Here is a 20,840-nt window from a genome sequence, read left to right on the forward strand (position 1 = left end):
CCGCGTCCCGGATGGGGGGGCTTGCGGGCGGCGCGGAGGGGAGGGAGGTTCAGCCGAGCAATTCCTCGGGCTTGAAGAACAGGCCCAGCTCGCGCTCGGCGCTCTGGGGCGAGTCGCTGCCGTGGGTCACGTTCTCGCCCGTGGTGGTGGCGAAGTCGGCGCGGATGGTGCCGGGGGCGGCGTTCGCGGGGTTGGTCGCCCCCATCATCGCCCGCCAGCCGGAGACGGCGTTCTCACCCTCCAGCGCGATGGCGACGACCGGGCCGCCCGTGATGAACTCGACGAGTTCGCCGAAGAAGGGGCGCTCGCGGTGTTCGCCGTAGTGGGTCTCGGCGACCTCGCGGGAGATCACCGTCTGCTTGAGGCCGACCACGCGGTAGCCCTTCTTGGCGATGCGGGCGAGAATCTCGGGCGTCAGGCCCCGGCGCACGCCGTCGGGCTTGATCATGGCAAAGGTGCGTTCCATACCGCCCGCGAGGATAGCAGGCAGGGGCGCCCTGGGCCCCGTGCCGCGGCTGAGGCGGACAGTCCCGGCCCTCTCCGGGCGCGGGGCTCAGGGGGCACGTTCGGCCCGTCCGGCACCTTCCAGCCTGTCCAGTCCGGCCCCTACAATGAAAAAATGACCAATATCCCAGACCCCCGCCCCTCACCGGCGGCGGCCACCATCGCCCTGACGGCGAGTGCCCTGGCCGCGGCGGGGCTGCTGCTCTTCCCCCTCGCCACCCTCGGGCGCGACTTCAGCGCCGGGGGCGTGCTGCTGCACCTCACGGGGGGCACCCTGAACCTCAGCTCCAGCCAGCAAGCGCCCCTCCCCGCCGTGGGTCCGGTGCTCGCGCTGGGCTGGACGGCCCTCGCCCTGCTCGTGGCGAGCGTGGTGGGCGCGGCGCGGCGGGCACGCTGGGTGTGGCTCACGGGCCTGCTCGCCTTTCTGGCGGGGGTGGCGGCGGTCTTCGTGCTGCGGGGCGTGCTGAGTGCGGAGACGGCGCGGGTGCTCACCGACACCAGCCTGCGGCCCGGGGCGCGGCGTCAACTGCGGAACTTCTACGGCGGGGGCGGGATGAACCTGGGCCTTTTCCTCGCGGTGCTGGGCGGCCTGATCACGGCGGTCGCGGGGCTGAGTGCCCGGCGCGCGTGGTGGGAGCGGCTCGACCGCCTGCGCGGCCTGCTCGTGCCCGCCGTCGCCATCGCGCTCGCGGTGCTGGTGGGCGCCGTCGTGGTCCTGATCGTGCAGCCTGGGGTGAACTCGGGCGACGTGCCCTTATCGCTGTGGGGCCGCTGGCTCGCCAAGAGCGACGTGGTGTACTTCGTGTACTCGGCCCTCTTCGCGCCCGTCACGGCGCTCAACCCCTTTCTCGACAGCCTCAAGCTCGCCACGCCGCTCATCTTCACGGGGCTCTCGGTGGCCTTCGCGTTCCGCACGGGCCTGTTCAACATCGGCGCCCCCGGGCAGCTCACGATGGGGGCCATCGGGGCGACGCTGGTGGGCGTGTACGGGCCCGCCGGGCTGGGGTGGCTCCTCCTGCCCCTCTCGGTGATCGCGGCGGGGCTGGGCGGGGCGCTGTGGGGGGCGATTCCGGGCTTTCTCAAGGCGCGCTTCGGGTCGAGCGAGGGCATCAACACGATCATGCTCAACTACATCGCGTCGGCGATCTTCATCTTCCTGATCGGCAGCGAGACCTTCCCCTTCCTGGGGCGGGAATACAACCTCCCCTTCAAGGCGGAGGGCTTCGAGCCCCGCAGCGAGGAATTGCAGGAGGCGGCGCGGCTCCCCACCCTGCTGGGCCTGTTCAACGTGGGCGGGGCGGGTGGAGTGGCGCTCACCATTGCCCCCCTGGTGGCGCTCGTCGCCTTCCTCGTCGCCCGTCCGCTGCTCGCCCGCGCCCGGGTGCGGCAGGGCACCCTGCTCGCCCTTCTCGCGGCCCTCGTGCTCGGCGCGCTGACGTGGCGGATCGGCATTCCCGTGCAGGTGACGGGGAGCCAGCTCAACGCCTCCTTCCTGATCGCGCTCCTCTGCGTGGCGCTGTTCGGGACGCTGATGTGGCGCACGGCGACGGGGTACGCGCTGCGGGCGGTGGGCCTCTCGCCCCGGGCGGCGGAGTACGGCGGGATCAGCGTGGCGCGCGGAACGATCCTGGCGATGACGCTCGCGGGCATGTTCGCCGGGCTCGCGGGCACGCACTACGTGAACGGCGGGGCGCTCGACGAGTACCGCCTGCGGGGGAATACGCCGGTGAACGTGGGCTTCGACGGGATCGCGGTCGCGCTGATGGGGCAGAGCACCCCGGCGGGCGTGGTGGCGGCGAGCGTCCTGTTCGGCACCATCGACACGGGCGGGCTGGAGGTGGACCAGCAGCTCGACCGGGTGAACCGCGACATCGTGACGGTGCTCAAGGCATTGATCGTGCTGTTCATCGCGGCGGGGGGCTTCCTCAGCCGCCGGGTGACGGACCCGCCGCCGCCCCAGCTCGTGCAGGCGGCCAGCGCGGGCGGCGCGGCCCAGGGGGCTCAGCTCTCGCCCGCCGCCGCCGCCGGGGAACGCGCCACGCCGCTGCCCAACCTCGGGGTGAGCAGCGAGACCAACGCGCGGGTCGAAGAGGCCCAGAAAGGGGGCCGCTAGATGGAAGGCCTCTTTGCCCAACTCCTGACGACCGCCTTCCTGGCGACCTTCATCCGCTCCGTGGTGCCCCTGCTCCTGACCGGGCTGGGGGGACTGTTCAGCGAGCGCAGCGGCGTGGTGAACATCGCCCTCGACGGCCTGATCATCTTCGGGGCGCTCGCGGGCGCGGTGGCGACCCTGGTGCTGGAGCCCACCTTCGGGGCGCTGGCCCCCTGGCTGGGGTGGCTGGCGGGGGCGCTCGTGGGCGGCCTGATCGCCTGGATTCACGCGGTCGTCTCCATCAAGTACCGGGCCGATCAGGTCATCAGCGGCACGGCGATCAACCTGCTCGCGAGCGGGGTGCCCGCCGTGATCCTGACCGCCCTGTACGGCACGAGCACGGAAAGCCCCAAGGTCCAGAACCCGCTGCCGCTGATCGGCGTCGGGGAACTGCGCTTCAGCCCGCCCGTGTTCTTCGCGTTCCTGACGGTGGCCCTGGCGTGGTACGTGCTCTACCGCACCCCCTACGGCCTGCGGCTGCGGGCGACGGGCGAGCATCCCGGCGCGGCGGCGAGCATGGGCGTGAACGTGCGCCGGATGCGTTACAGCGGGGTGATCCTCTCGGGCGTGCTCGCGGGCACGGCGGGCGTCTTCCTGAGCATCGGCAACCTCGACTCGTACGTGCGCAACATCAGCGCGGGGCTGGGCTTCATCTCGCTCGCGGCGCTGATCTTCGGGCAGTGGAAGCCGCTCGGCGTGCTCGGCGCCACCCTGCTCTTCGGCTTCCTCCAGGCGCTCTCGATCACGCTGGGCGGGACCGACCTGCTGCCGCCGACCCTGGTGACGGCGCTGCCGTACCTCATCACCATCATCGCGCTGATCTTCACGGGCCGCAGCGCCGCCCCCCGCGCGCTCGGCAGACCGTACGACGGCTGAGGCGGGAGGTGAAAGGAGGCGGGCCTGGGACGACCGGGCCCGCCTTCCCCTTTGTCCCCTCAATTGGGCGGTGGGGCGGAGACCGGGACGGGGAGGGGACTCGGTTCCCCCACAGGCAGCCCAGAGGCCGGGAGGTGGGCGAGCACGGCCCCGGTGAAGGCGCGGAGGATCGGCAACCCGGCGCGGTGGGGCAGCGCGGCGAGCGCGAGGGGCCGGAACAGGGGCTCGGGCAGGGGCAGGGTGACGAGGCCAGGCGGGAGGGGCAGCAGGGCGAGCCTCGGCATGACGGTCACGCCCAGGCCGTGCCCCACCATCGAGAGGGTCACGCTGTCCTGCTCGACCTCTTGCACTCCGGTGAGCGGCACGCCCCGCGCGGCGAGATAGGTGCGGACGCGGCGGTGGCAGGAGTCGCGCCCCGGCGGCAGCAGCAGGGGCTGGGCCGCGAGGTCGGCGAGCGAGGCGGGATGGGTGCCACGCGAGGCGGGGGCGACGAACAGGTACTCGTCGCCGATCAGGGGGGTGAGCGCCAGTTCGGAGGAGTCGTCGGCCACGACGACCGCAAGGTCCACCCGCCCGGATTTCACGGCGGACGGGCCCCCGCCGCAGGCCTCGGCGTCGAGCAGGCTGACGGTCACGCCCGGGTGGCGGCGGCGAAACGCGGCGAGCGCGGGCGGCAGGAGGTGGGTGGCGGTGGAACGGAAGGAGGCCACCCGCAACCTCCCCGACAGCCCCCCGCCTTCCTCCTGCGCGGCGAGCAGGGCGTCGGCGGCGGCCTGCACGGCGGCGCGGGCGTGGGTCAGGACGCGCTCGCCCGCCCCGGTGGGCACGGTCCCGCCCGGCGTGCGGCGCAGCAGGGGACGGCCCGCCAGCCCCTCCAGCTTGGCGACCGCCTCGCTGAGACTCGACTGCGACACGCTGTGTTCCGCCGCCGCCTCGCCGAAGCCCCCCGCGTCCGCGACCGCGATCAGGGCGCGAAGCTGGGCCAACGAGGGGCCGGGGGGCGTCCGGTCGGTCATGGCTCGATTGTAGGCGCGCGGCCCGGTTCAGCCATCGGTTTGCCCGATGACCCACCCGCGGCGTCCCCCCTCCGCCCGATGTCCTAGAAAGGGCACCCGGGCGCACCCTGGGGGGCAGGAGGTGGTCCCCGATGACCCACGCCCGCCCGGTTCCCCCCATCACCCTCGCCCTCGGCCCGATCCGACCCGAGGGCGAGGTCTTCGGCACCCTGATCGCCGAGGTGCTCACGCCGGACGGCCACCCCACCGTGCCCCGGCTGCCCGACTGGGAGCTGCGCGCCTGGGCGGTCGCCCGGCTGGGGGACGCGACGCTGGAGGCGAGGCCGCGCCGCCCGGGGCTGGCGGCGGGGGACCTGGACGGGGACCTGCGGGGTGCCGGGTACACCCCGCTCGGGCCCATTCGGCGGGCGCGGCGGTAGGGGCACCCCACTCCCCGCGTGGACCCACCCCGGTGCCTGCCCCCATTACGCCCTAGATGTGTGGGGAGCGCGTCAGTTGCGGCTCACCCGCCCGCCGCGCGCCCGTGCTTGGCTGTGGGTCCATGTTCCGCCGCCCGACCCTGCTGGCCCTCCTGCTCGGCCCCCTGCTGTGGGGGTCGAATGCTCTCGCGGCACCGGGGACGGTGACCGTTCGCCCCGGCGACACGCTCTACGGTATTTCCAAGCGCAGCGGCGTGAGTGTCGCGCGCCTGAGGGCCCTCAACGGCCTGAAGGGCAGCACCATCCAGCCCGGGCAGAAGTTGCGGCTCAGCGGGGCCGCTCCGGCGACCAAGGCGGTCGTGCCCAAGCCCCCGGCAGCCAGGTCCCCGTCGGTCCAGTCGATTCCCGCCCGCCCGGTCACCGCCCACTACACCGTCCGCCCGGGCGACACCCTGGGCCGGATCGCCGCCCGCGCCGGGGTCAGCGTGGCCGCGCTGCGGGCGGCGAACGGGCTGAGCGGCTCCCTGATCAAGCCCGGTCAGCGGCTGCGCGTGCCCCCGCGCGGCACGGTGGCGGTGGCCGCCCGCCCCCCCGCTCCCGCCCGCCCCAGGACCGAGGTCCGGGTGGTATACGGGTACGTGCGCGCCGGTCCGCGCGATACGCTCGCTTCTCTCGCCCGCAAGTACCACACGACCGCCGCGGGCCTCGCCCGGCTCAACCACATGAACGTCCGCGCCCGCCCGTACGTCGGGCAGCGGGTGCTCGTGCCGCGCCGGGTGCCCGTGCCGATTCCGCCCGCGCCGCGCAGCCAGCCGGTCAGCGTGAAGCGGTTCGCGCCGCTGGGCATCCCCGTGCGGGTGCTGCGGGTGGACCTGCGGCACCGGAACGTGCTCGTCGCGCCCGTGCTGCCCCGGGCGGGCCTGAGCGCGGGCGCGCGGGTGGGCACGCTCGCCCGCACGAGCGGGGCGCGGGCGGTCGTGAACGGCAGCTACTTCCACCCCCGCTCCTACGTGCCCGCCGGGGACCTCGTGATGCAGGGGCGGCTCCTCGCCTGGGGCCGCATTCCCGCCGCGCTCGCCATCACGCCCGACAACCGCGCGACGATCACCACGAGCACCACGCCCCTGCTCGGGCGCCCGCTGGAGGCGAGCTGGCGCGGCATGGAGACCGTGATCGCCACCGGCCCGCGCATCCTGAGTTCGGGCCGGGTCGTCACCCGCTACGGCAACGTCTTTCGCGACCCCGCCCTCTTCGGCCGCGCCGCGCGCAGCGCCGTGGGCCTGGGGAGCAGCCGCGACCTCGTGTTCGTCACCACCCACGCGCGGCTCACGACCACCGAGATGGGCAAGGTGATGGCCCGCCTCGGCGTGAGAGACGCCCTGCTCCTCGACGGCGGCAGCTCCGCGGGCCTCGCCTGGAACGGCAAGGCGGTGCTCGACAGCGTGCGGAAGGTGGCGTACGGGATCGGGGTCTTCACGGACTACACGGGGCGCCGGTACGCGAGGTGAAGGCCTGAGGGTCGAGCGACGGGGGATGAGGAGTCGCGGCCCCTCATCCCCTCCCTGCCCTACCATGCAGGGATGACGTTTCTTTTCCACCGGAGCTGGCCATGAAACCGGAGCAGGTGCAGGCGCAACTCGCGCGGGTGCTGTCGAGCGCCATCTCGGAACTGCGTGACCCGCGCGTGCCGCTGATCGTGACGGTCGAGCGGGTCATGGTGACGGCGGACTACGGGCTGGCGCGGGTGTACGTGAGCGCGATGGGCGCCGACATGCCCGCCCTGCTCGACGCCCTGACGCACGCGCGGGGCCACCTTCAGCGCGAGGTCGCCGCCCAGGTGCGGATGCGGCGCACCCCTACCCTGGAATTCCGCGACGCGGGAGACTCGCCGCTGTGACCGCGCCCCTGCCGGCGAACGCGCCCGAGAGCCGCAGCGAAATCCGCGTGCGCTACGCCGAGACCGACGCGATGGGCGTGGCGCACCACGCGACCTACCCGGTCTGGTTCGAGGTGGGCCGCACCGACCTGATGCACCGGCTCGGCCTCCCCTACACCGAGGTCGAGGCGCGCGGTTACTACCTGATGCTCTCCGGCCTGAACGTCGAGTACCGCCGCGCCGCCCGCTACGACGACCTCCTGACCCTGGTGACGCGGGTGGGGGGCGTCCGCTCGCGCACCCTGACCTTCACCTACGAGGTGCGGCGTGGGGACGAGGTGCTGGCCAGCGGCGAGACGCGCCACATCGCCACGGATAAGAGCTACCGCCCGGCGCGGCTGCCGGACGACGTGGTGGAGCGGCTGTCGGGGAGTCGGTGAGCGGCAACGGGCAAGTTCCGCGACACCACGTTGAGGATGCACACTGGAGATGTGACTGAGCCAGATCGTCTTGAAGCCGTACGGCAACTTTATGGCCGGGTCGTGGGGCTCCAACTCCGCATCGAGAGGACACCTCAGGCGACTCCCCATATCCGCCAGCAGGTCAGAGCCATTGCCGCACCGCTGGAGGGGCTCAACCGGAAACTCAAGGGGCGCTCCAGCTCTGCCCAGCTCGACTTCATTCAGGCCCGACTCCTGACCATTCAACAGGAACGACGTGAGTTGTTCGCTCAGCAGCTCAACCCGCTGATGGGATCGGAGGCTGAGAGCTGACCGCTCCTTCCCCCATCCTCCCCCTCCCCTTCCCGCTAGACTGCCCCCTACATGAGTCACCTGTCGCGCACCCTGCCGATCAAGCGCGCCGCACACGTCTACCTCGTCCGGGAGGAACACCTTCTGCTCGTCGAGGAGCGGATGGACGACGGCAGCATCTTCTACGGCCTGCCCGGCGGCAAGGCCTATCCGGGCGAGAGTCTGGCGAGCGCCGCCGTCCGGCAGGTCGCGGTGGAGACGGGCCTGACCGTCACCGACCTCGTGTTCGTGAGCCTGCTCGAAGGCGAGATGCTGACGGGCACCCGCAACGAGTGTTACGCGAACTTCGGGCGCTTCACGGCGACTTTCAGCGGCGACATCGCGCCCACCGACCCCGAGGTCGTCGGCGTGAAGTGGGTGCCCTTCGAGCAGGTCGAGGGCCTCGTGCGCTACGGCCCGCCCCCCGAGGTCGAGGAACGCAACCCCCTGATCTGGGTGCCCACCCGCGACTTCCTGCGCGGCGCGGCCCGGACCTACTACCCCATCTAGCGCCGTGCGACGCAAAGAACAGCTAAGGCGTGCCCTCCTGCTGCTGGGCGTCCTGAGTCTGGGCTGGACGGGGGCGCAGCCGTCTTCCCCCACCACCGTCCCCGCGCGTCCCCTCACCGCGGACCCGGCGCAGACGCTGGGAGACCCCATCTACCCGGGCCTCGGGCAGGCGGGTCTCGACGTGCGGCACTACGACCTGAGCCTCACCGTGGAGCGGCCCGGCACGCCCGAGCTGTACGGCAGCGTCACCCTCACGCTGACGAGTACCCGCGCCCTGCCCGAAATCCGGCTGGACTTCCTGGGTCCGGCGGTGAGCGCCGTGCGCTGGAATGGCCGCGCCGCCCCGTACCGGGTGGACGCGGAGACGCAGAAACTCGTGGTGACGCCGCCCGCGCCGCTCTTGCCGGGGCAGGAGGCGCGGCTGACCGTCGTGTACGGGGGGCGGCCCGGCGTGATCCTCGACCCGGGCTTCGGCGCCGCGCCCGTGGGGCTCGGCTGGCAGAGCGTTCCGGCGGAGGGCACGCGGGCGGGGGCGAACTTCACCCTCAGCGAGCCGCACGGCACCCACACCTTCCTGCCCAGCAACGACCACCCCTCCGACAAGGCGACCTTCACCACCCGCCTCACCGTGCCGCAGGGCTTCACGGCGGCGGCGAGCGGGGTGGAGGGGCCGGTCAGCGAGCGGGGGGGCACGCGCACCTTCGTCTTCACCCAGGCCCAGCCCATCCCGACCTACGTGCTGGGCCTCCACGTGAACCGCTTCGAGCGGGTGACCGCACCCGCCGTGCCCGTGGGGGTGAACGGGGCCGCTGTGGCGCGGCGCGACTACTTCCCGGTAGGCACGCCCGCCAGCGCCCGGACCGCCTACGCCCGCACGGAGGAGGCGTTGCGGGTGCTCTCGGAGTGGTTCGGCCCCTACCCCTTCGGGGCGTACGGGGTGGCGCTCGTCACGCCCCGGCTGCCCGCGCTGGAGACGGCCACGCTGAGCACCATCCCGCCCAACCTGAACACCGAGCGCACCGCCGTCCACGAACTCGCCCACCAGTGGTTCGGCAACGACGTGAGCCCCGCCACCTGGGCCGACGTGTGGCTGAACGAGGGCTTCGCCACCTACTCGGACGTGCTGTGGACGGAAGCGCAGGGCGGAGACGGGCAGGCGGTCGCGGCCCGCTGGTACGACATCCTCGTGCAGGGCGGCAGCCGTCCCCTCGTCGCCACGCGGGAGGAGCAACTCTTCGACCGCAGCGCCTACCAGCGCGGGGCCCTCGCCGTCCACGCCCTGCGCGCGGCGGTGGGGGACGACGCCTTCCGGTCCTTCCTGCGCGCCTACACGGCCCGCTTCTCGGGGGGGACGGTGAGCACCCCGGAGTTCCTCGCCTTCGCCCGCGCGCAGACGGGGGAGCGGGGGGAGGCGGCGCTCAGGGAGTGGGTGGAGTCGCCCACGCTGCCGCCGTTGCCGGTGGTGGCGCGGTAGGACGGGGCGATGAGGGTTCAGGCCCGGGGAGCTGTCCTGCACGTCGCCCAGCACGGTGAGGGACCGCCCCTCCTGCTCCTCAACGGGGGCGGCGGTTGCCCCAACTACCTCACGCCCGTGGCGGAATTGCTGCCCGGGTTCCGCCGCGTCCTCCCCGACCCGCGCGGAACCGGGGAGAGCACGGGGGGTCCACACGAGCTGGCGACCGCCCTCACCGACCTGGAGGCCGTGCGGGAGGCGCTGGGGCTGGAACGTTGGGCGGTGCTGGGTCACTCCTGGGGGGCGGACCTGGGGCTGGCCTACGCGCTGGCGCACCCGGGGCGGGTCACCCGGCTGGTGAGCTGGGCGGGGACGGGCATCCAGAACGACCGAGACTGGCACGCCGCCTACGAGGCCTCGAAGGACACCGAGCCGCGCTTCGAGGTGGCCTGGAACCCGGAGGTCCACCGCTCGCTGCTGGACGACTGGCGGCGGTTCGTCAAAACGCCCGACCTGCTCGCCCGCCTCGCCCGGCTGGAAGTTCCAGTGACGTTCCTGCACATGGGGGCCGACATCCGCCCCGGCTGGCCCGCCGCGCAACTGGCGGCGCTGCTGGCCCGGGGCGAGTTCCGGGAGCTGCCTGATGCACCGCACAACGCCTGGCTGACGCACGCGGCGGAACTGAAGGAGATGCTCAGAACTTGCCTGGAGGAATACCGGGGCTGATCTTCTCCAAACCGCCCTTCCCCCTTTCGGCGGACGCCCCTCCCCTCCCCTTCCTCCTACCCTGCGCGCATGATGGAGGCGATGACCCTGCCACCTGCACCCGGGCGCTCACGCCGGGAGGGGCCGCTCGCCGATCTGCTGAGCGCCCGCACCTACCGCGTGGCCCTGTACGTCGGGCTGGCGCTGCCGCTGGGCGGGCTGGTCTTCTTGCTGCTCGCCGCCGGGACGCTCTTGGGCGTGCTCACCCTGCCGCTGCTGGTGGGCGCCGCGCTGCTGCTGGGGACCCTCTGGCTCGTTCCGGCGCTCGCGGGGGTGCAGCGGTGGCTGGCGGGGCTGCTCGGCGTGCGCTTCTCCCGGGTGCTGCCGCCGCCGACCCACGCGGGCGTCCTCGCCTGGCTGCGGGCGACCCTGAGCGACGGGGCGACCTACCGGGCGCTGATGTTCCACACCGTGCAGCTTCCCCTGGCCGCCCTGTGCTGGGTGGTGCTGGGCTCCTTGCTCGGCGTGTCGCTCCTGGCCCTCACGGCGCCGCTGTGGGCCCGGCGCCCGGACCTCTTCCCGCTGATGTGGGACGGCGGAACGGTGGCGCTCTCGGGGCTCGGCGTCGCGGGGCTGGTGGTGGCGGGGCTCGGGGGGATGCTCGTCACGGCGGCGGTGCTCGACCTGTTCGGGCGGATGTGGGGGCGGCTCGCCACCGCGCTGCTCGCCAACCGGGCGGACGAGGTGATCGCCCGGCGCGAGGTGGCCGCGCTGCGCCGGGCGGCGGGCCGGGTGGCCCTCGGCGACGACCTGGGCGCGACCCTCGCCGACCTGGCGGCCCAGGCGCAGGCGGCAAGCACGGCGCGGGCGGTGGCGCTCGTCACGCCCGACGGCAGCGTGCGGTCGGCGAGCGGCCCCGACCACCCCGAGCTGCACGGTCCCGGGCCGTTCGTTCAGGCGGGCGGGGCGGACGTGCGCCTCGCCTCGGGGGGCGGCGCCCTGGCGACCCTGCCGGTCGTGGCGGGGGGGCGTGACGGCGGCACCCTGCGCGCGGTGTACGCCCCCGGCACCGGGCCCACCCCGGACGAACTCGCCTTCCTCCTGAGCATCGCCGACCACGCGGGCACGGCCCTGCACGCCGCCGAACTCATCGAGCGGGCGAGCGCGCGGGCCGGAGAGCAGGAGCGCGCCCGGTTGGCCCGCGAGTTGCACGACAGCGTGGCCCAGGCCCTCTACGGCATCACCCTGGGCGCGAAGACCGCCCGCGCCACCCTGGGCCGTGACCCGGAACGCACCCGGGCGAGCCTCGACTACACCATCCGCCTCGCGGAAGGGGGCGTCTCGGAGATGAAGGCCCTCCTCTTCAGCCTGCGCCCCGACGCGCTGGAGGAGGGCGGGCTGGTCGCGGCCCTCGCGCAGCACGCGCACGCCCTGGAGGCCCGCCACGGGCTGACCGTCCACGCGGAGCTGGGGGCCGAGCCGCGCCTCTCCCCCGCCGCCCAGGCCGCCGCCTACCGGGTGGCGCAGGAAGCCATGCACAACGTCGTCAAGCACGCCCGCGCGACTCAGGTGTGGCTCACCGTCCGCGAGGAAGGGGGGCAGGTCACCGTGCGGGTGCGTGACGACGGGCGCGGCTTCGACGCCGACAGCCTGCCGGGCGGCACCCTCGGCCAGCGGGGGATGCGGGAGCGGGCGCGGGAGGTGGAGGGCACCCTCGACGTGAGGAGCGAACCCGGCCAGGGCACCACCGTCACCCTGACTCTTCCCGCCGGGCCCCACCCGGTGCCTCAGCCGGGCGCGGAGGTGGGCGCGTGACGGTCGCCCGCCGACCCCCCGACCGACCCCTCCCCCCCGTCCTCGCGCGGATCGCGCTGGGGCTCGCGCTCGTGGCGGGCGGGGTGGGGCTGGGCTGGCAGGGCGCGCGGGTGACGCCGGTGCCCGGCCTGAAGACGGTCAGGACACCGCTGCGCGTGCCCCTCTCGGGGGCGAACTCGCTCAACGTCCGGCTGGAGGGAGACCGCACGACGTTCCTCGTCGGCGGGCTGGCGTGGCCGGAGCGCTCGGCCCTCGTCGGCACGGTCACCCGGCGCGAGCGCAACCCGGTGGAACTGGCGACGGTCCGGCGGGAGAACACCCTCCACGCGAACGTGCGGCTGAACGTCAAACCGCTGGACGAGGGCGTCATCCGGGGAGGCATCACGCCCCTGCAACACCGGCTGGACGTGGGCCTGACCCGGGGGGTGCCCGTCACCCTGACCACCGACTCCTACAGCGGGGAGGCGCGGCTGGACCTCCACGCCCTGCGGCTGCGGGCCCTGAGCGTGCGGTCGGGCTTCGGGGACGTGACGGCCACCCTGCCGGAGCGCCAGAGCGGGCCGCTGACCTTCGTCACGCTGGGGGGCGACGTGGACCTGCGCGCCGGGCCCGGGTGGCGCTCGCCCGCCCTGCGTGTGAACACCGAGAGCGGCGACGTGCGCCTGGGCCTGGGCAACGCCCGCACCGAGGCCCTGAACATCGGCACCCGCAGCGGCGACGTGACGGGCGAGTTGCCGCGCGTGGACCGCCTGAGCGTGACCACGGGCTCGGGCGACGTGGACCTCAATCTCCCCGACGGGGCGGCGGGCACCTTCGACTTCCGCTCGGAGGGGGGGCGGGTGACGCTCGTGGTGCCGCGAGACCGCTCCACCCGGGTTCGCTTCACCGACCGGGGTGCAGTGGACTTGCCGCGAGGGTGGCTGCGCCAGGGCAACACCGCCGCGAGCACCTCCCGCGCCCTCGACGCCCCCGACCTCGACCTGTTCATCGACGCGCGGACGATTGACCTCTCGACCCGCGAGCCGGACACCACCCCCGAAGGAGACCCGACGCCGTGACCGCCGACCCCACCCCTGCCCCCACCCCCACCGTACGCGTTCTCCTCGTGGACGACCACGCCGTCGTCCGGCAGGGGCTGCGCCTCTTCCTGGGCCTCGACCCCTCCATCGAGGTCGTCGGCGAGGCGGCCAACGGCGAGGAGGCGCTCGCCCAGGCGGGCACCCTGCGCCCCCAGGTCGTCGTGATGGACCTGATGATGCCCGTGATGGACGGCATCCAGGCCACCCGGCTCCTGCGCCGCGCATGGCCCGACACAGAAGTCATCGCCCTGACGAGCACGTTGGAGGAACACAAGGTCAACGGCGCCATCGAGGCAGGGGCTATCGGCTACATGCTCAAGGACGCCTCCTCGGACACGCTGGCAGACGCCATCCACGCCGCCGCCCGGGGCGAGGTGCGGCTGCACCCGGAGGCCGCCCGCCGCCTGGTGCGCGACTTCCGCTCCCCCGACATGCGCGAGACGCTGACCCCCAAGGAGACCATCGTCTTGCAGCTCATCGCCCGGGGCCACTCCAACCGCGACATCGCCCAGGATCAGGGGGTGAGCGAGGCGACCGTGAAGACGCACGTGAGCCGCCTGCTGAGCAAGCTGGGGCTGGAGAGCCGGACGCAGGCGGCGCTGTACGCGCTGCGGCACGGGCTGGCGCGACTGGAGGAGGGGTAGGGGGAAGGGGTATTGTAAGGCCGTGGGAACTTTTTCTTTGTTCAGAGTAAGTGAGGGTCATTGCGAGCGACTCAATCATGAATCGTTCAAACTTGAGCGTGAACTTCAACGACTCATCGAGCAGAACATGGAGGGCCTGCTCGGGATTCGCTTTATCAAAAGCGAGCACGTGATATCTAACGGGAGAATAGACACTCTCGGCCTAGACGAAAACAATAGTCCTGTTATTGTCGAGTACAAGAGAGGGATCAACGACTCCGTTCTTTCGCAGGCACTTTTTTACCTTGATTGGCTCGTAAATCACAGGGCAGACTTCACTTTGCTTGTACAACAAAAATTGGGGGGTGACAAAGCTGGCCTGATCGATTGGTCAAAGCCAAGACTCGTATGTATAGCGGAGAATTATAGTCCCTACGACAGGTATGCAGTTAATCAAATTGGTAGAGAAATCCAACTTATACAATATTCTCGTCTCCCAGGCGATTTGCTGCTTTTAGAATTATTAAATGAGGCGGCAAACCCCTTCGGCAAAGGAAATTTAAGTAGTTTGGCCGATATTACCGACTCATCTGATTTTATTCTGCCCGAAGCAATAGGTGCGAGTCACCTTGATGTTTTGCCCACAAGTGATCCTTACATACAAGATGCCTTCCATATCATGGATCAACACATCCTCTCCTTAGGAAGCGACGTTGAGAAACGACCTTTAAAGGCGTACATAGCCTATCGTAAAGTCAAAAATTTTGCGTGTGTACTCATCCGCAAGAACAAGTTATACGTCTACTTGAAGCTAGACCCGAAGTCGGTCGAACTCATAGACGGCTTTACAAGTGATGCGCGTAACATCGGTCATCATGGAACGGGTGACTTGGAGGTCGTAATTGGCTCTCAGGAGAACGCCGAACGAGCCCTTCCCCTCATTGATCGAGCTTACTCTGAAAACCTATGAGATGAAGCGACGGACGCCCTTCCCACCACGTCCGCCTCACCCCTCTTTCCCTTACCCCAAATCCTCCATCACGTCCGCCAGTTCCTTCTTCACGCATGTGAACATCGGCGTGTCCCGCAGCGTGTACATGCTCGCTTCCGTGTAGCGCAGGCGGTGAACGAGGTCCACGAACTCCTGCGGGTAGTCGGAGTCGAAGGACACCACGAACTCCTGGTCGTCGATGCCGTAGGAGTACGAGGTGTTGATCCGCACACCCTTGAAGGGCCCCGAGGCGTAGATGTGCTCGTCCATCATGCCCTGGCGCGAGTGCGGGGTCAGGTCGTACCAGGGGCGGGTCTTGATGAAGGGGTAGATGAACAGGTACTTGCCCTGCCCCGGCAGGATTTCGAGGCCGTGCCCGCTCCCCTCGACGCGGTTGACGTACTGACTGCGACGCTGCATCGAGACGAAGTTGTAGGGCTGGGTCAGGTAACCCATCAGGCGGGTGCGGTTGAGCCTCCCCTGCGCCTCCTGAAACTCGCGCACGTCGAAGGCGATCCGCCACAGCATGAAGTCCACGTCCCCGCGCACGCCGACGAGGCTGTAGGTGCGCTGGATGATGCCCTTCTCGGCGGGAGAGTCGTCCACCCAGCCCTGCGCGGCGGCCAGGAACTCGGCCTTCAGCTCCTCGCGCTCCGCTTGCGGCAGGCGGCGGAAGGCGGGGTCGAGCTTGTAGAAGGCGTAATTCAGGAACTGGCGCTGGGCGCGGTCGGGCTCCCGCTGGGTGACCTGCCCGCTGGGGTCGAGGTCCACCATCATCTTCGGGCGGCCACCGGGGGCACTGCCGGGCCTGCCTCCCGTGGGCGGCGGGGTGTTCTCCGTCTGCGTCGGCTTCTGATCGTCGGTCACCGCGCCACCTCCTGCCCGCGCAGGTCATGGGTGAGGCCGAAGTTCTCCCGGTAGAGCGCCTGAATCGCGTCGTACTCGGCGTCCGTCAGCGGCGCGGCCCCAAAGGTGGCGGCGTACTCCTCCAGCCCCTTCTCGTCGTAGATGTTGGGCAGAACGCTCGCCATCGCGGGGGAGCGCAGGGCGAACTGGAGGGCGAGCTGGCCGATGGTGCGGCCCCGGCCCTCGACAAACTCAGCATTCAGCCCCTCGACCTTCTTCAGGCCGTCCTCCATCCACGCCTTGCGGCGGGCGTTGGTGGTCATCCGCCAGTTGCGGTGGTCGCCGGGCTCGAACTCGGTGTCGAGGGTCATGTACCCCTCCAGCAGCCCCGAGGCGTGCGGCACGCGGGCCATCACGCCGACGCCCTCCCCCTCGGCGACGGGAAGAATCTGCTCGCCGAGCACCTGTTCCAGCAGGTTGTAGATGATCTGGGTGGGCGCCCGGCGCTCCTTGATGGAGGCGATGCCCTCCTCGATCTGCCGCTCGTTCAGCGCGGGGCCGAGGGCGGTGCCGTAGGCGCGGATCAATCCCTCCGCCTTGAGCCCCTCCAGTTCCGCCCACAAGTCGTCCTTGCGGATGGCGTCCACGCGGCAGTTGTGAAGCTGGTAGTAGTCGATGTAGTCGGTGCCCAATCTCTTCAGCGAGCCCTCCAGCGCCTTGCGGAGGTACGCGGGTGTCCAGTCGTGGGGGCGCTCCTGCTGGCCGGGGCGTTCGGGGTGGGTGTAGATGTCGTAGCCGAACTTCGTGCCGATGACGAGCTGATCGCGCACATCGCCGAGGGCCCGGCGCTGGATCTCCTCCGCACGGCCCGAGGCATAGGTGTCGGCGTTGTCGAAAAAGGTGAGGCCGAGGTCGAAGGCGCGCCGGAGCAGCCGCACGGCCATGTCCTCGTCCTTCACGCCCCACCACGTCGTGCCCACCGTCCACACGCCGAAGCCCACCGCGCTCACGGTGAGGTCGGTGCCAAGTAGCTGTCGGTATTCCATGCCCGGAGTATTTCACCGCCTCACGGGGACAATGCACCCCGAACGAGCGGTCAGGGGAAGGCGACTATCATCTGGCCGTGAGACAGCCCATCCCCCTCGCCCGACCTTCTTCGCCGCTGCTCACGGCTCTCGTGGGGCTGGTCCCCCTGGTGCTGTTGGGCAGCGCCTGGCTGCCGGTCGGCGAGCCCATGCCCCTGCCCGTCCGCCTCCTGTTCACGCTGATGGCTGCCGGGCTGATCGCGCTGTTTGTCTGGCTGCCCCGCCGCCTGGGCTACGCGCTGACCGACGAGGGGCTGGAGATTCGGCGAGCCTCGGGCACCTTCGTCTGGCCCTACCGCGACCTGCGGGCGGGCGCCACCGCTCACGGCCTGGGCGTCAAGCAGGCGGGCGTGAATGCGCCGGGCTACTACTCTGGAGCCTTCGCGTGGCTGGGGGAAGGCCCGAACACCGTCCTGGCCCTCTCCTCATCCACCCGGGACGGCGTGCTGGTGACCTACCAGGGGAAGCGGTACTTTCTGACGCCCGCCGACTCGAACGCCTTCCTGCGCGAATTGCGGGCGCGGGGTGTGCCTGATGCCTGACCCGGCCTCACTCCTCGCGCGCCACTTGCTCTGTCACCGCCCGAGGCGGATTTTTGTCGCTCTCCAAGTGAAAGCCTCCGCGGCGTGATCATCAAACCTTGAAATCCCGCGCTGGCTTGCGGAAATGAGGCGCGTCCATCCCTCACCCTGCGCCCAGGAGGCCCCATGAACAAGAAACCCGAGGAGAAGTACACCGACCCCGAACTGCGCGAACGGCTCAAGGACGAGATCATGCAGTCCGACAAGGGCGGCGCGCCCGGGCAGTGGTCGGCGCGCAAGAGCCAACTCCTCGTCCGCGAGTACGAGGCGCACGGCGGCGGTTACATCGGGGAAAAGGACGAGGCCGCCCGCTCGCTCGAACACTGGACCGAGCAAGACTGGCAGACCGTGGACGGCGACGACCACGCCCGGCACAGGAACAGCGTGAGCCGTTACCTCCCCAAGGCGGTGTGGGAGGCCCTGACCCCCGAGGAACGCCGCGAGGCCGAGCAGAGCAAGGTGCGCGGCTCGAAAGAAGGCGAGCAGCACGTGGACTGGCCCCCCGCCGTCCGGCGCGCGATGGAGCGCTTCGAGAAGGAGCAGGGCGGCAAATAGGGCGCTGCTGCCGGGGGAGGTCGGTCGTCACCGCCCCATTGAGCGTATAAAGTTGACAACGAATGCATCCCGCGCTATCTTTCTTCATATCACCGCCCAAGAGGGCGGCTTTTTTGTGCCGGTCCGTGACCTCCTGCCGGGTTCGGAGGACCGGCGGGGCTCACCGGCCCGCGCCCCGACGGGTTGCGGTTCACTCCGGTGCTGGTTTACGTCCTGTCACGGGGCGCCCGGCCTCCGACCACGCCTTCATCCCGCCGTCCAGGTGAGCGACGTTCGTGTAGCCCATCTGCCGGAGGGTGTCGGCGGCGAGGGCGGAGCGGCCCCCGGAGGCACAGTGCAGGATGAGGCGGCGGCCAGGGTCGAACTCGGGCCGGTGGTACGGGCTCGTCGGGTCGGCCCAGAACTCCAGCATTCCGCGTGGCGCGGCCACGGCACCGGGAATAACGCCCGTCTGGTCCTGCTCGCCGGGTTCGCGCAGATCGACCAGCACGGCGTCCCCACGCTCCAGCTCGGCGGCGACCTGATCAGCGGAGAGGTTCTCGACGCGTTGCCTGGCCTCCTGAACCATCTGCATAGCCGTCTTCGGTGACATGACACCCTCCTTGCGACCGTCAGGGATCGCTCCCGCGGAGGAAGCGTCCCCTTCACAGGGTGATCCTGAAGCACGAGGACGAGATGAGGCGTAACCTCTCACCCCTCCGAAAAGCAGTGTCCCGCAGCCTCACCGCAAGACAGCCCGTTCATGTCCGTCGAGGAACGGGAAACACCAGCCGGAAGTCCGGCACCCCCAGCGTCAGGTGCGGACGGACGGAGACGAGAGGGGGGTGAAGACCGTCCACGTGCAGGACGGTGAGGCGGGCGGGGGTGACGTGTCCCTGCGCGCTCGGTGTCGTGAAGAGCCAGCCCTCGTCCCCATCCAGCGCGGGCTGCGCCAGCGTTCGCAGCGGAGCGGGGACGAGTGCGGTGGTCACCGGGAGACGGAGGCCGCCCCACCGGTAAGCGAGGTGCGCGACCCCCCGCCCGTCCGCCCCGGTCACGCGCACCTGACCGCGGCCCGGCTCCCCCTCCCACTCGAATCCGGCGGGCCGCTTGGGAATGCCCCAGTTGCGGCGGCCCCCCGCCACGCTCGCGCGCGTGCTGACCACGATGGACCGCACCTGTGGGCGCGGCCCGGCGGGGCTGGCGACCGGAGCCTCCACCCACAGCAACTCGTCGTAGGGGCCGACCGGGGAAGACGCGTAGCGCACCAGCATCAGCGCCCCGAGCGGGAGATGCGGCGCGGGCGCGTAGAGCGCGACGAGGCCGTGCCCACGCAGGGTCCAGGGGGGCGGCGTCATGGGGGCAGGGTACGCGCTAGCCTGCCCCCATGCTCAAGCACGTCTCCTTCCTGACCCGGGACCTCGCGGCCACCCTCGCCTTTTACGGGCGGCTGGGCGGCGTGGTCGAGAAGGACGCGACGACCCACGAGGGCTTCCGGCGCGGCGTGGTGCGGCTGGGCGAGGGCCGGCTCCAGTTCTTCCAGATCGGGGGGGAGGTGCCCAGGCCACACGCCCACTGGGCCGAACACGTCGCCCTGCACGTCCCCGGCCTGCGCGCCCTGCTGCCCGAATTGCGCGCCTCGGGGGTGACCGTCACCTGCGACCTTCAGCCCAGCCCCGGCGGGCGGGACATGGCCTTTGTGCTCGACCCGGACGGGCGGCAGGTGGAGCTGCTGGAGGCGGAGGGCTGAAAGCGGAAGGCAGATGGCCCGGGAGTGCTCCCGCCATCTGCCTTCCGCCTTCGACCTTCTGCGCCCCAACTACGGCCCTTCGGTGTAGACCCGGCTGGGGTAGTAGTACTTCTCCATCAGCAGCTTGCCGAGGGCCACGGTGGGCACGGCGAGCAGCGCGCCCGTGAAGCCCAGCAGCGCCACGCCGACGAGGATGGCGACGAGGACTGTGATGGGGTGGAGGTCGGTCGTCTTGCTGAGGATGTAGGGACTCAGGAAGTTGCCCTCGATCTGGTTGGCGGCCACGAAGACCACGATGACGAGCAGCATGGTCACCCAGCCCGACGGCAGGGCGAGGAGCAGGGCGGGGGTCGCGCCGATGATCGGGCCCAGGTACGGCACGATGTTGAAGGCCCCCGCGAGAAAGCCGATGGCGGCGGCGCTGGGAATGCCGATCAGACTCAGACCCAGCCACACGAAGATGCCGATAAAGAGGGCGATCACGAGCTGACCGCGTACGTAGCCGCCGACCGCCGTGCCGACGAGCCCGGTGAACTCCAGCACCCTGGGCTGCCAGGGCCGCGGGAAAAAGCGCAGCAGGGCGGCATTGACCCGGCTGTAGTCGAGCATCAGGTAGATGCTGAGCAGCAAGATCAGGAGGATCTGCCCCACCACCCCGCCGATGGAGACCAGGCGGTTGAACAGCGAGCCCGTCGAACTCAGCGCGTTTTGCAGGATGGGGATGATGTTCGTGCCGAGGTTGCGCAAGTAGGCCTGCGCGGCGTCGGTCAGGCGCTCGCGGGCATTGTCGAGCCCGGTGATGCCCCGTTCCTGAAGCCAGCCCCCCAGCCGGTCGAGCAACTCGCCCAGGCGGCCCACCTGATCCGGCAGGGTGTTGAGCAGGCTGATGAGCTGCGCCGAGACCGTGACGAGCAGCGCCCCCGCCAGCGTGAAGATGCCCGCGAAAATCAGGAGCACGAAAAACACGCCCAGCCCCCGCTTGACCCGGCCCCGTTCGAGCCAGTTCAGCAGCGGATTGGCGAGGTAGGCGATCAGGAAGGCCACGAGCACGTCCACGATGACGGTGGCGACCCGGCCCAGCAGCCGGTAGGCGACGTAAAAGGCGAGCAGGAACGCGGCTGCGCGCACCCACGGGTTGCGCCACACGTACTGAAAGGCGTTGAGCGGTTTGGGGGGCGCGATCATGCCGCCCATGATATGGACTCGCCGCGCCGGACCCCTCCCATCCCGGTCA

24 protein-coding genes are annotated in these 20,840 nt (G+C 70.9%); 17 read left to right on the forward strand and 7 right to left on the reverse strand.

Annotated features, from left to right (window positions below; all coding sequences use genetic code 11):
- Window positions 1-49: 49 nt before the first annotated feature.
- Window positions 50-466, reverse strand: a complete 417-nt coding sequence (ndk, locus tag A7B18_RS05690; RefSeq protein WP_102125720.1) for a nucleoside-diphosphate kinase — start codon at window positions 464-466, stop codon at window positions 50-52.
- 153 nt (window positions 467-619) lie between these two features.
- On the opposite strand from ndk, the gene A7B18_RS05695 reads away from it, so the two are divergent.
- Window positions 620-2,617 (forward strand): ABC transporter permease, encoded by a 1,998-nt coding sequence (locus tag A7B18_RS05695; RefSeq protein ID WP_102125721.1) that lies wholly within the window; start codon window positions 620-622, stop codon window positions 2,615-2,617.
- On the forward strand, window positions 2,618-3,532 hold the full coding sequence (locus A7B18_RS05700) for an ABC transporter permease (RefSeq protein ID WP_102125722.1): 915 nt from the start codon (window positions 2,618-2,620) through the stop codon (window positions 3,530-3,532).
- A gap of 59 nt (window positions 3,533-3,591) precedes the next feature.
- Here the strand turns inward: A7B18_RS05700 and A7B18_RS05705 are convergent, their stop codons facing one another.
- Window positions 3,592-4,548, reverse strand: a complete 957-nt coding sequence (locus A7B18_RS05705; RefSeq protein WP_102125723.1) for a LysR family transcriptional regulator — start codon at window positions 4,546-4,548, stop codon at window positions 3,592-3,594.
- Between the two features lie 131 nt (window positions 4,549-4,679).
- Between A7B18_RS05705 and A7B18_RS05710 the strand changes: the two genes are divergently transcribed.
- From A7B18_RS05710 to A7B18_RS21300, 12 genes are all read left to right on the forward strand, one after another.
- Window positions 4,680-4,967: a hypothetical protein gene (locus A7B18_RS05710; protein ID WP_102125724.1), complete on the forward strand. Its 288-nt coding sequence runs from the start codon at window positions 4,680-4,682 to the stop codon at window positions 4,965-4,967.
- 122 nt (window positions 4,968-5,089) lie between these two features.
- Complete coding sequence (locus tag A7B18_RS05715; RefSeq protein WP_102125725.1) at window positions 5,090-6,475, forward strand: LysM peptidoglycan-binding domain-containing protein; 1,386 nt, start codon at window positions 5,090-5,092, stop codon at window positions 6,473-6,475.
- Between the two features lie 101 nt (window positions 6,476-6,576).
- Window positions 6,577-6,864: a ribosome-binding factor A gene (locus A7B18_RS05720; RefSeq protein WP_102125726.1), complete on the forward strand. Its 288-nt coding sequence runs from the start codon at window positions 6,577-6,579 to the stop codon at window positions 6,862-6,864.
- The gene (locus A7B18_RS05725; protein WP_102125727.1) at window positions 6,861-7,283 is read left to right on the forward strand and encodes an acyl-CoA thioesterase; all 423 of its coding nucleotides are present in this window, start codon (window positions 6,861-6,863) and stop codon (window positions 7,281-7,283) included. The genes A7B18_RS05720 and A7B18_RS05725 overlap by 4 nt, the downstream gene beginning before the upstream one ends.
- 51 nt (window positions 7,284-7,334) lie before the next feature.
- Complete coding sequence (locus A7B18_RS05730) at window positions 7,335-7,616, forward strand: hypothetical protein (RefSeq protein WP_146009470.1); 282 nt, start codon at window positions 7,335-7,337, stop codon at window positions 7,614-7,616.
- Between the two features lie 51 nt (window positions 7,617-7,667).
- Complete coding sequence (locus A7B18_RS05735) at window positions 7,668-8,144, forward strand: NUDIX domain-containing protein (RefSeq protein ID WP_102125729.1); 477 nt, start codon at window positions 7,668-7,670, stop codon at window positions 8,142-8,144.
- Between the two features lie 4 nt (window positions 8,145-8,148).
- Complete coding sequence (locus A7B18_RS05740) at window positions 8,149-9,618, forward strand: M1 family metallopeptidase (protein ID WP_245872754.1); 1,470 nt, start codon at window positions 8,149-8,151, stop codon at window positions 9,616-9,618.
- Window positions 9,619-9,627: 9 nt separating this feature from the next.
- Window positions 9,628-10,323 (forward strand): alpha/beta fold hydrolase, encoded by a 696-nt coding sequence (locus A7B18_RS05745; RefSeq protein ID WP_102125730.1) that lies wholly within the window; start codon window positions 9,628-9,630, stop codon window positions 10,321-10,323.
- A 69-nt stretch (window positions 10,324-10,392) separates the two neighbouring features.
- Window positions 10,393-12,117 carry a sensor histidine kinase gene (locus tag A7B18_RS05750; protein WP_102125731.1) on the forward strand — a complete coding sequence of 575 codons (1,725 nt, stop codon included), beginning with the start codon at window positions 10,393-10,395 and terminating at the stop codon, window positions 12,115-12,117.
- Complete coding sequence (locus A7B18_RS05755) at window positions 12,114-13,175, forward strand: DUF4097 family beta strand repeat-containing protein (RefSeq protein ID WP_102125732.1); 1,062 nt, start codon at window positions 12,114-12,116, stop codon at window positions 13,173-13,175. Before A7B18_RS05750 ends, A7B18_RS05755 begins: the two co-directional genes overlap by 4 nt.
- Window positions 13,172-13,840, forward strand: coding sequence for a response regulator (locus tag A7B18_RS05760; protein WP_102125733.1), 669 nt, complete (start codon window positions 13,172-13,174; stop codon window positions 13,838-13,840). Before A7B18_RS05755 ends, A7B18_RS05760 begins: the two co-directional genes overlap by 4 nt.
- Before the next feature lie 22 nt (window positions 13,841-13,862).
- The gene (locus A7B18_RS21300; RefSeq protein ID WP_146009471.1) at window positions 13,863-14,789 is read left to right on the forward strand and encodes an endonuclease NucS domain-containing protein; all 927 of its coding nucleotides are present in this window, start codon (window positions 13,863-13,865) and stop codon (window positions 14,787-14,789) included.
- Between the two features lie 51 nt (window positions 14,790-14,840).
- Here the strand turns inward: A7B18_RS21300 and A7B18_RS05765 are convergent, their stop codons facing one another.
- Together A7B18_RS05765 and A7B18_RS05770 are read right to left on the reverse strand one after the other, a co-directional pair.
- The gene (locus A7B18_RS05765; RefSeq protein WP_102125772.1) at window positions 14,841-15,587 is read right to left on the reverse strand and encodes a chlorite dismutase family protein; all 747 of its coding nucleotides are present in this window, start codon (window positions 15,585-15,587) and stop codon (window positions 14,841-14,843) included.
- An 86-nt stretch (window positions 15,588-15,673) separates the two neighbouring features.
- Window positions 15,674-16,702, reverse strand: a complete 1,029-nt coding sequence (locus tag A7B18_RS05770; protein ID WP_102125734.1) for an aldo/keto reductase — start codon at window positions 16,700-16,702, stop codon at window positions 15,674-15,676.
- A gap of 77 nt (window positions 16,703-16,779) precedes the next feature.
- Between A7B18_RS05770 and A7B18_RS05775 the strand changes: the two genes are divergently transcribed.
- Entirely contained in the window at window positions 16,780-17,283 is a 504-nt protein-coding gene (locus A7B18_RS05775; RefSeq protein ID WP_146009472.1) for a PH domain-containing protein, read from the forward strand.
- Between the two features lie 165 nt (window positions 17,284-17,448).
- Complete coding sequence (locus A7B18_RS05780) at window positions 17,449-17,877, forward strand: DUF5872 domain-containing protein (RefSeq protein ID WP_102125736.1); 429 nt, start codon at window positions 17,449-17,451, stop codon at window positions 17,875-17,877.
- 190 nt (window positions 17,878-18,067) lie between these two features.
- Here A7B18_RS05780 and A7B18_RS05785 read toward each other — a convergent pair whose 3' ends face one another.
- Both A7B18_RS05785 and A7B18_RS05790 read right to left on the reverse strand, forming a co-directional pair.
- Window positions 18,068-18,469 carry a rhodanese-like domain-containing protein gene (locus tag A7B18_RS05785; RefSeq protein WP_102125737.1) on the reverse strand — a complete coding sequence of 134 codons (402 nt, stop codon included), beginning with the start codon at window positions 18,467-18,469 and terminating at the stop codon, window positions 18,068-18,070.
- 148 nt (window positions 18,470-18,617) lie between these two features.
- The gene (locus A7B18_RS05790) at window positions 18,618-19,214 is read right to left on the reverse strand and encodes a hypothetical protein (RefSeq protein WP_245872755.1); all 597 of its coding nucleotides are present in this window, start codon (window positions 19,212-19,214) and stop codon (window positions 18,618-18,620) included.
- 29 nt (window positions 19,215-19,243) lie between these two features.
- Here A7B18_RS05790 and A7B18_RS05795 point away from each other — a divergent pair, with 29 nt between their 5' ends.
- Window positions 19,244-19,606, forward strand: a complete 363-nt coding sequence (locus A7B18_RS05795) for a VOC family protein (RefSeq protein WP_102125738.1) — start codon at window positions 19,244-19,246, stop codon at window positions 19,604-19,606.
- A gap of 69 nt (window positions 19,607-19,675) precedes the next feature.
- Here the strand turns inward: A7B18_RS05795 and A7B18_RS05800 are convergent, their stop codons facing one another.
- Entirely contained in the window at window positions 19,676-20,791 is a 1,116-nt protein-coding gene (locus A7B18_RS05800; RefSeq protein WP_102125774.1) for an AI-2E family transporter, read from the reverse strand.
- Window positions 20,792-20,840: the final 49 nt, after the last annotated feature.

Source organism: Deinococcus planocerae, from assembly GCF_002869765.1.
Lineage (GTDB): Bacteria > Deinococcota > Deinococci > Deinococcales > Deinococcaceae > Deinococcus > Deinococcus planocerae.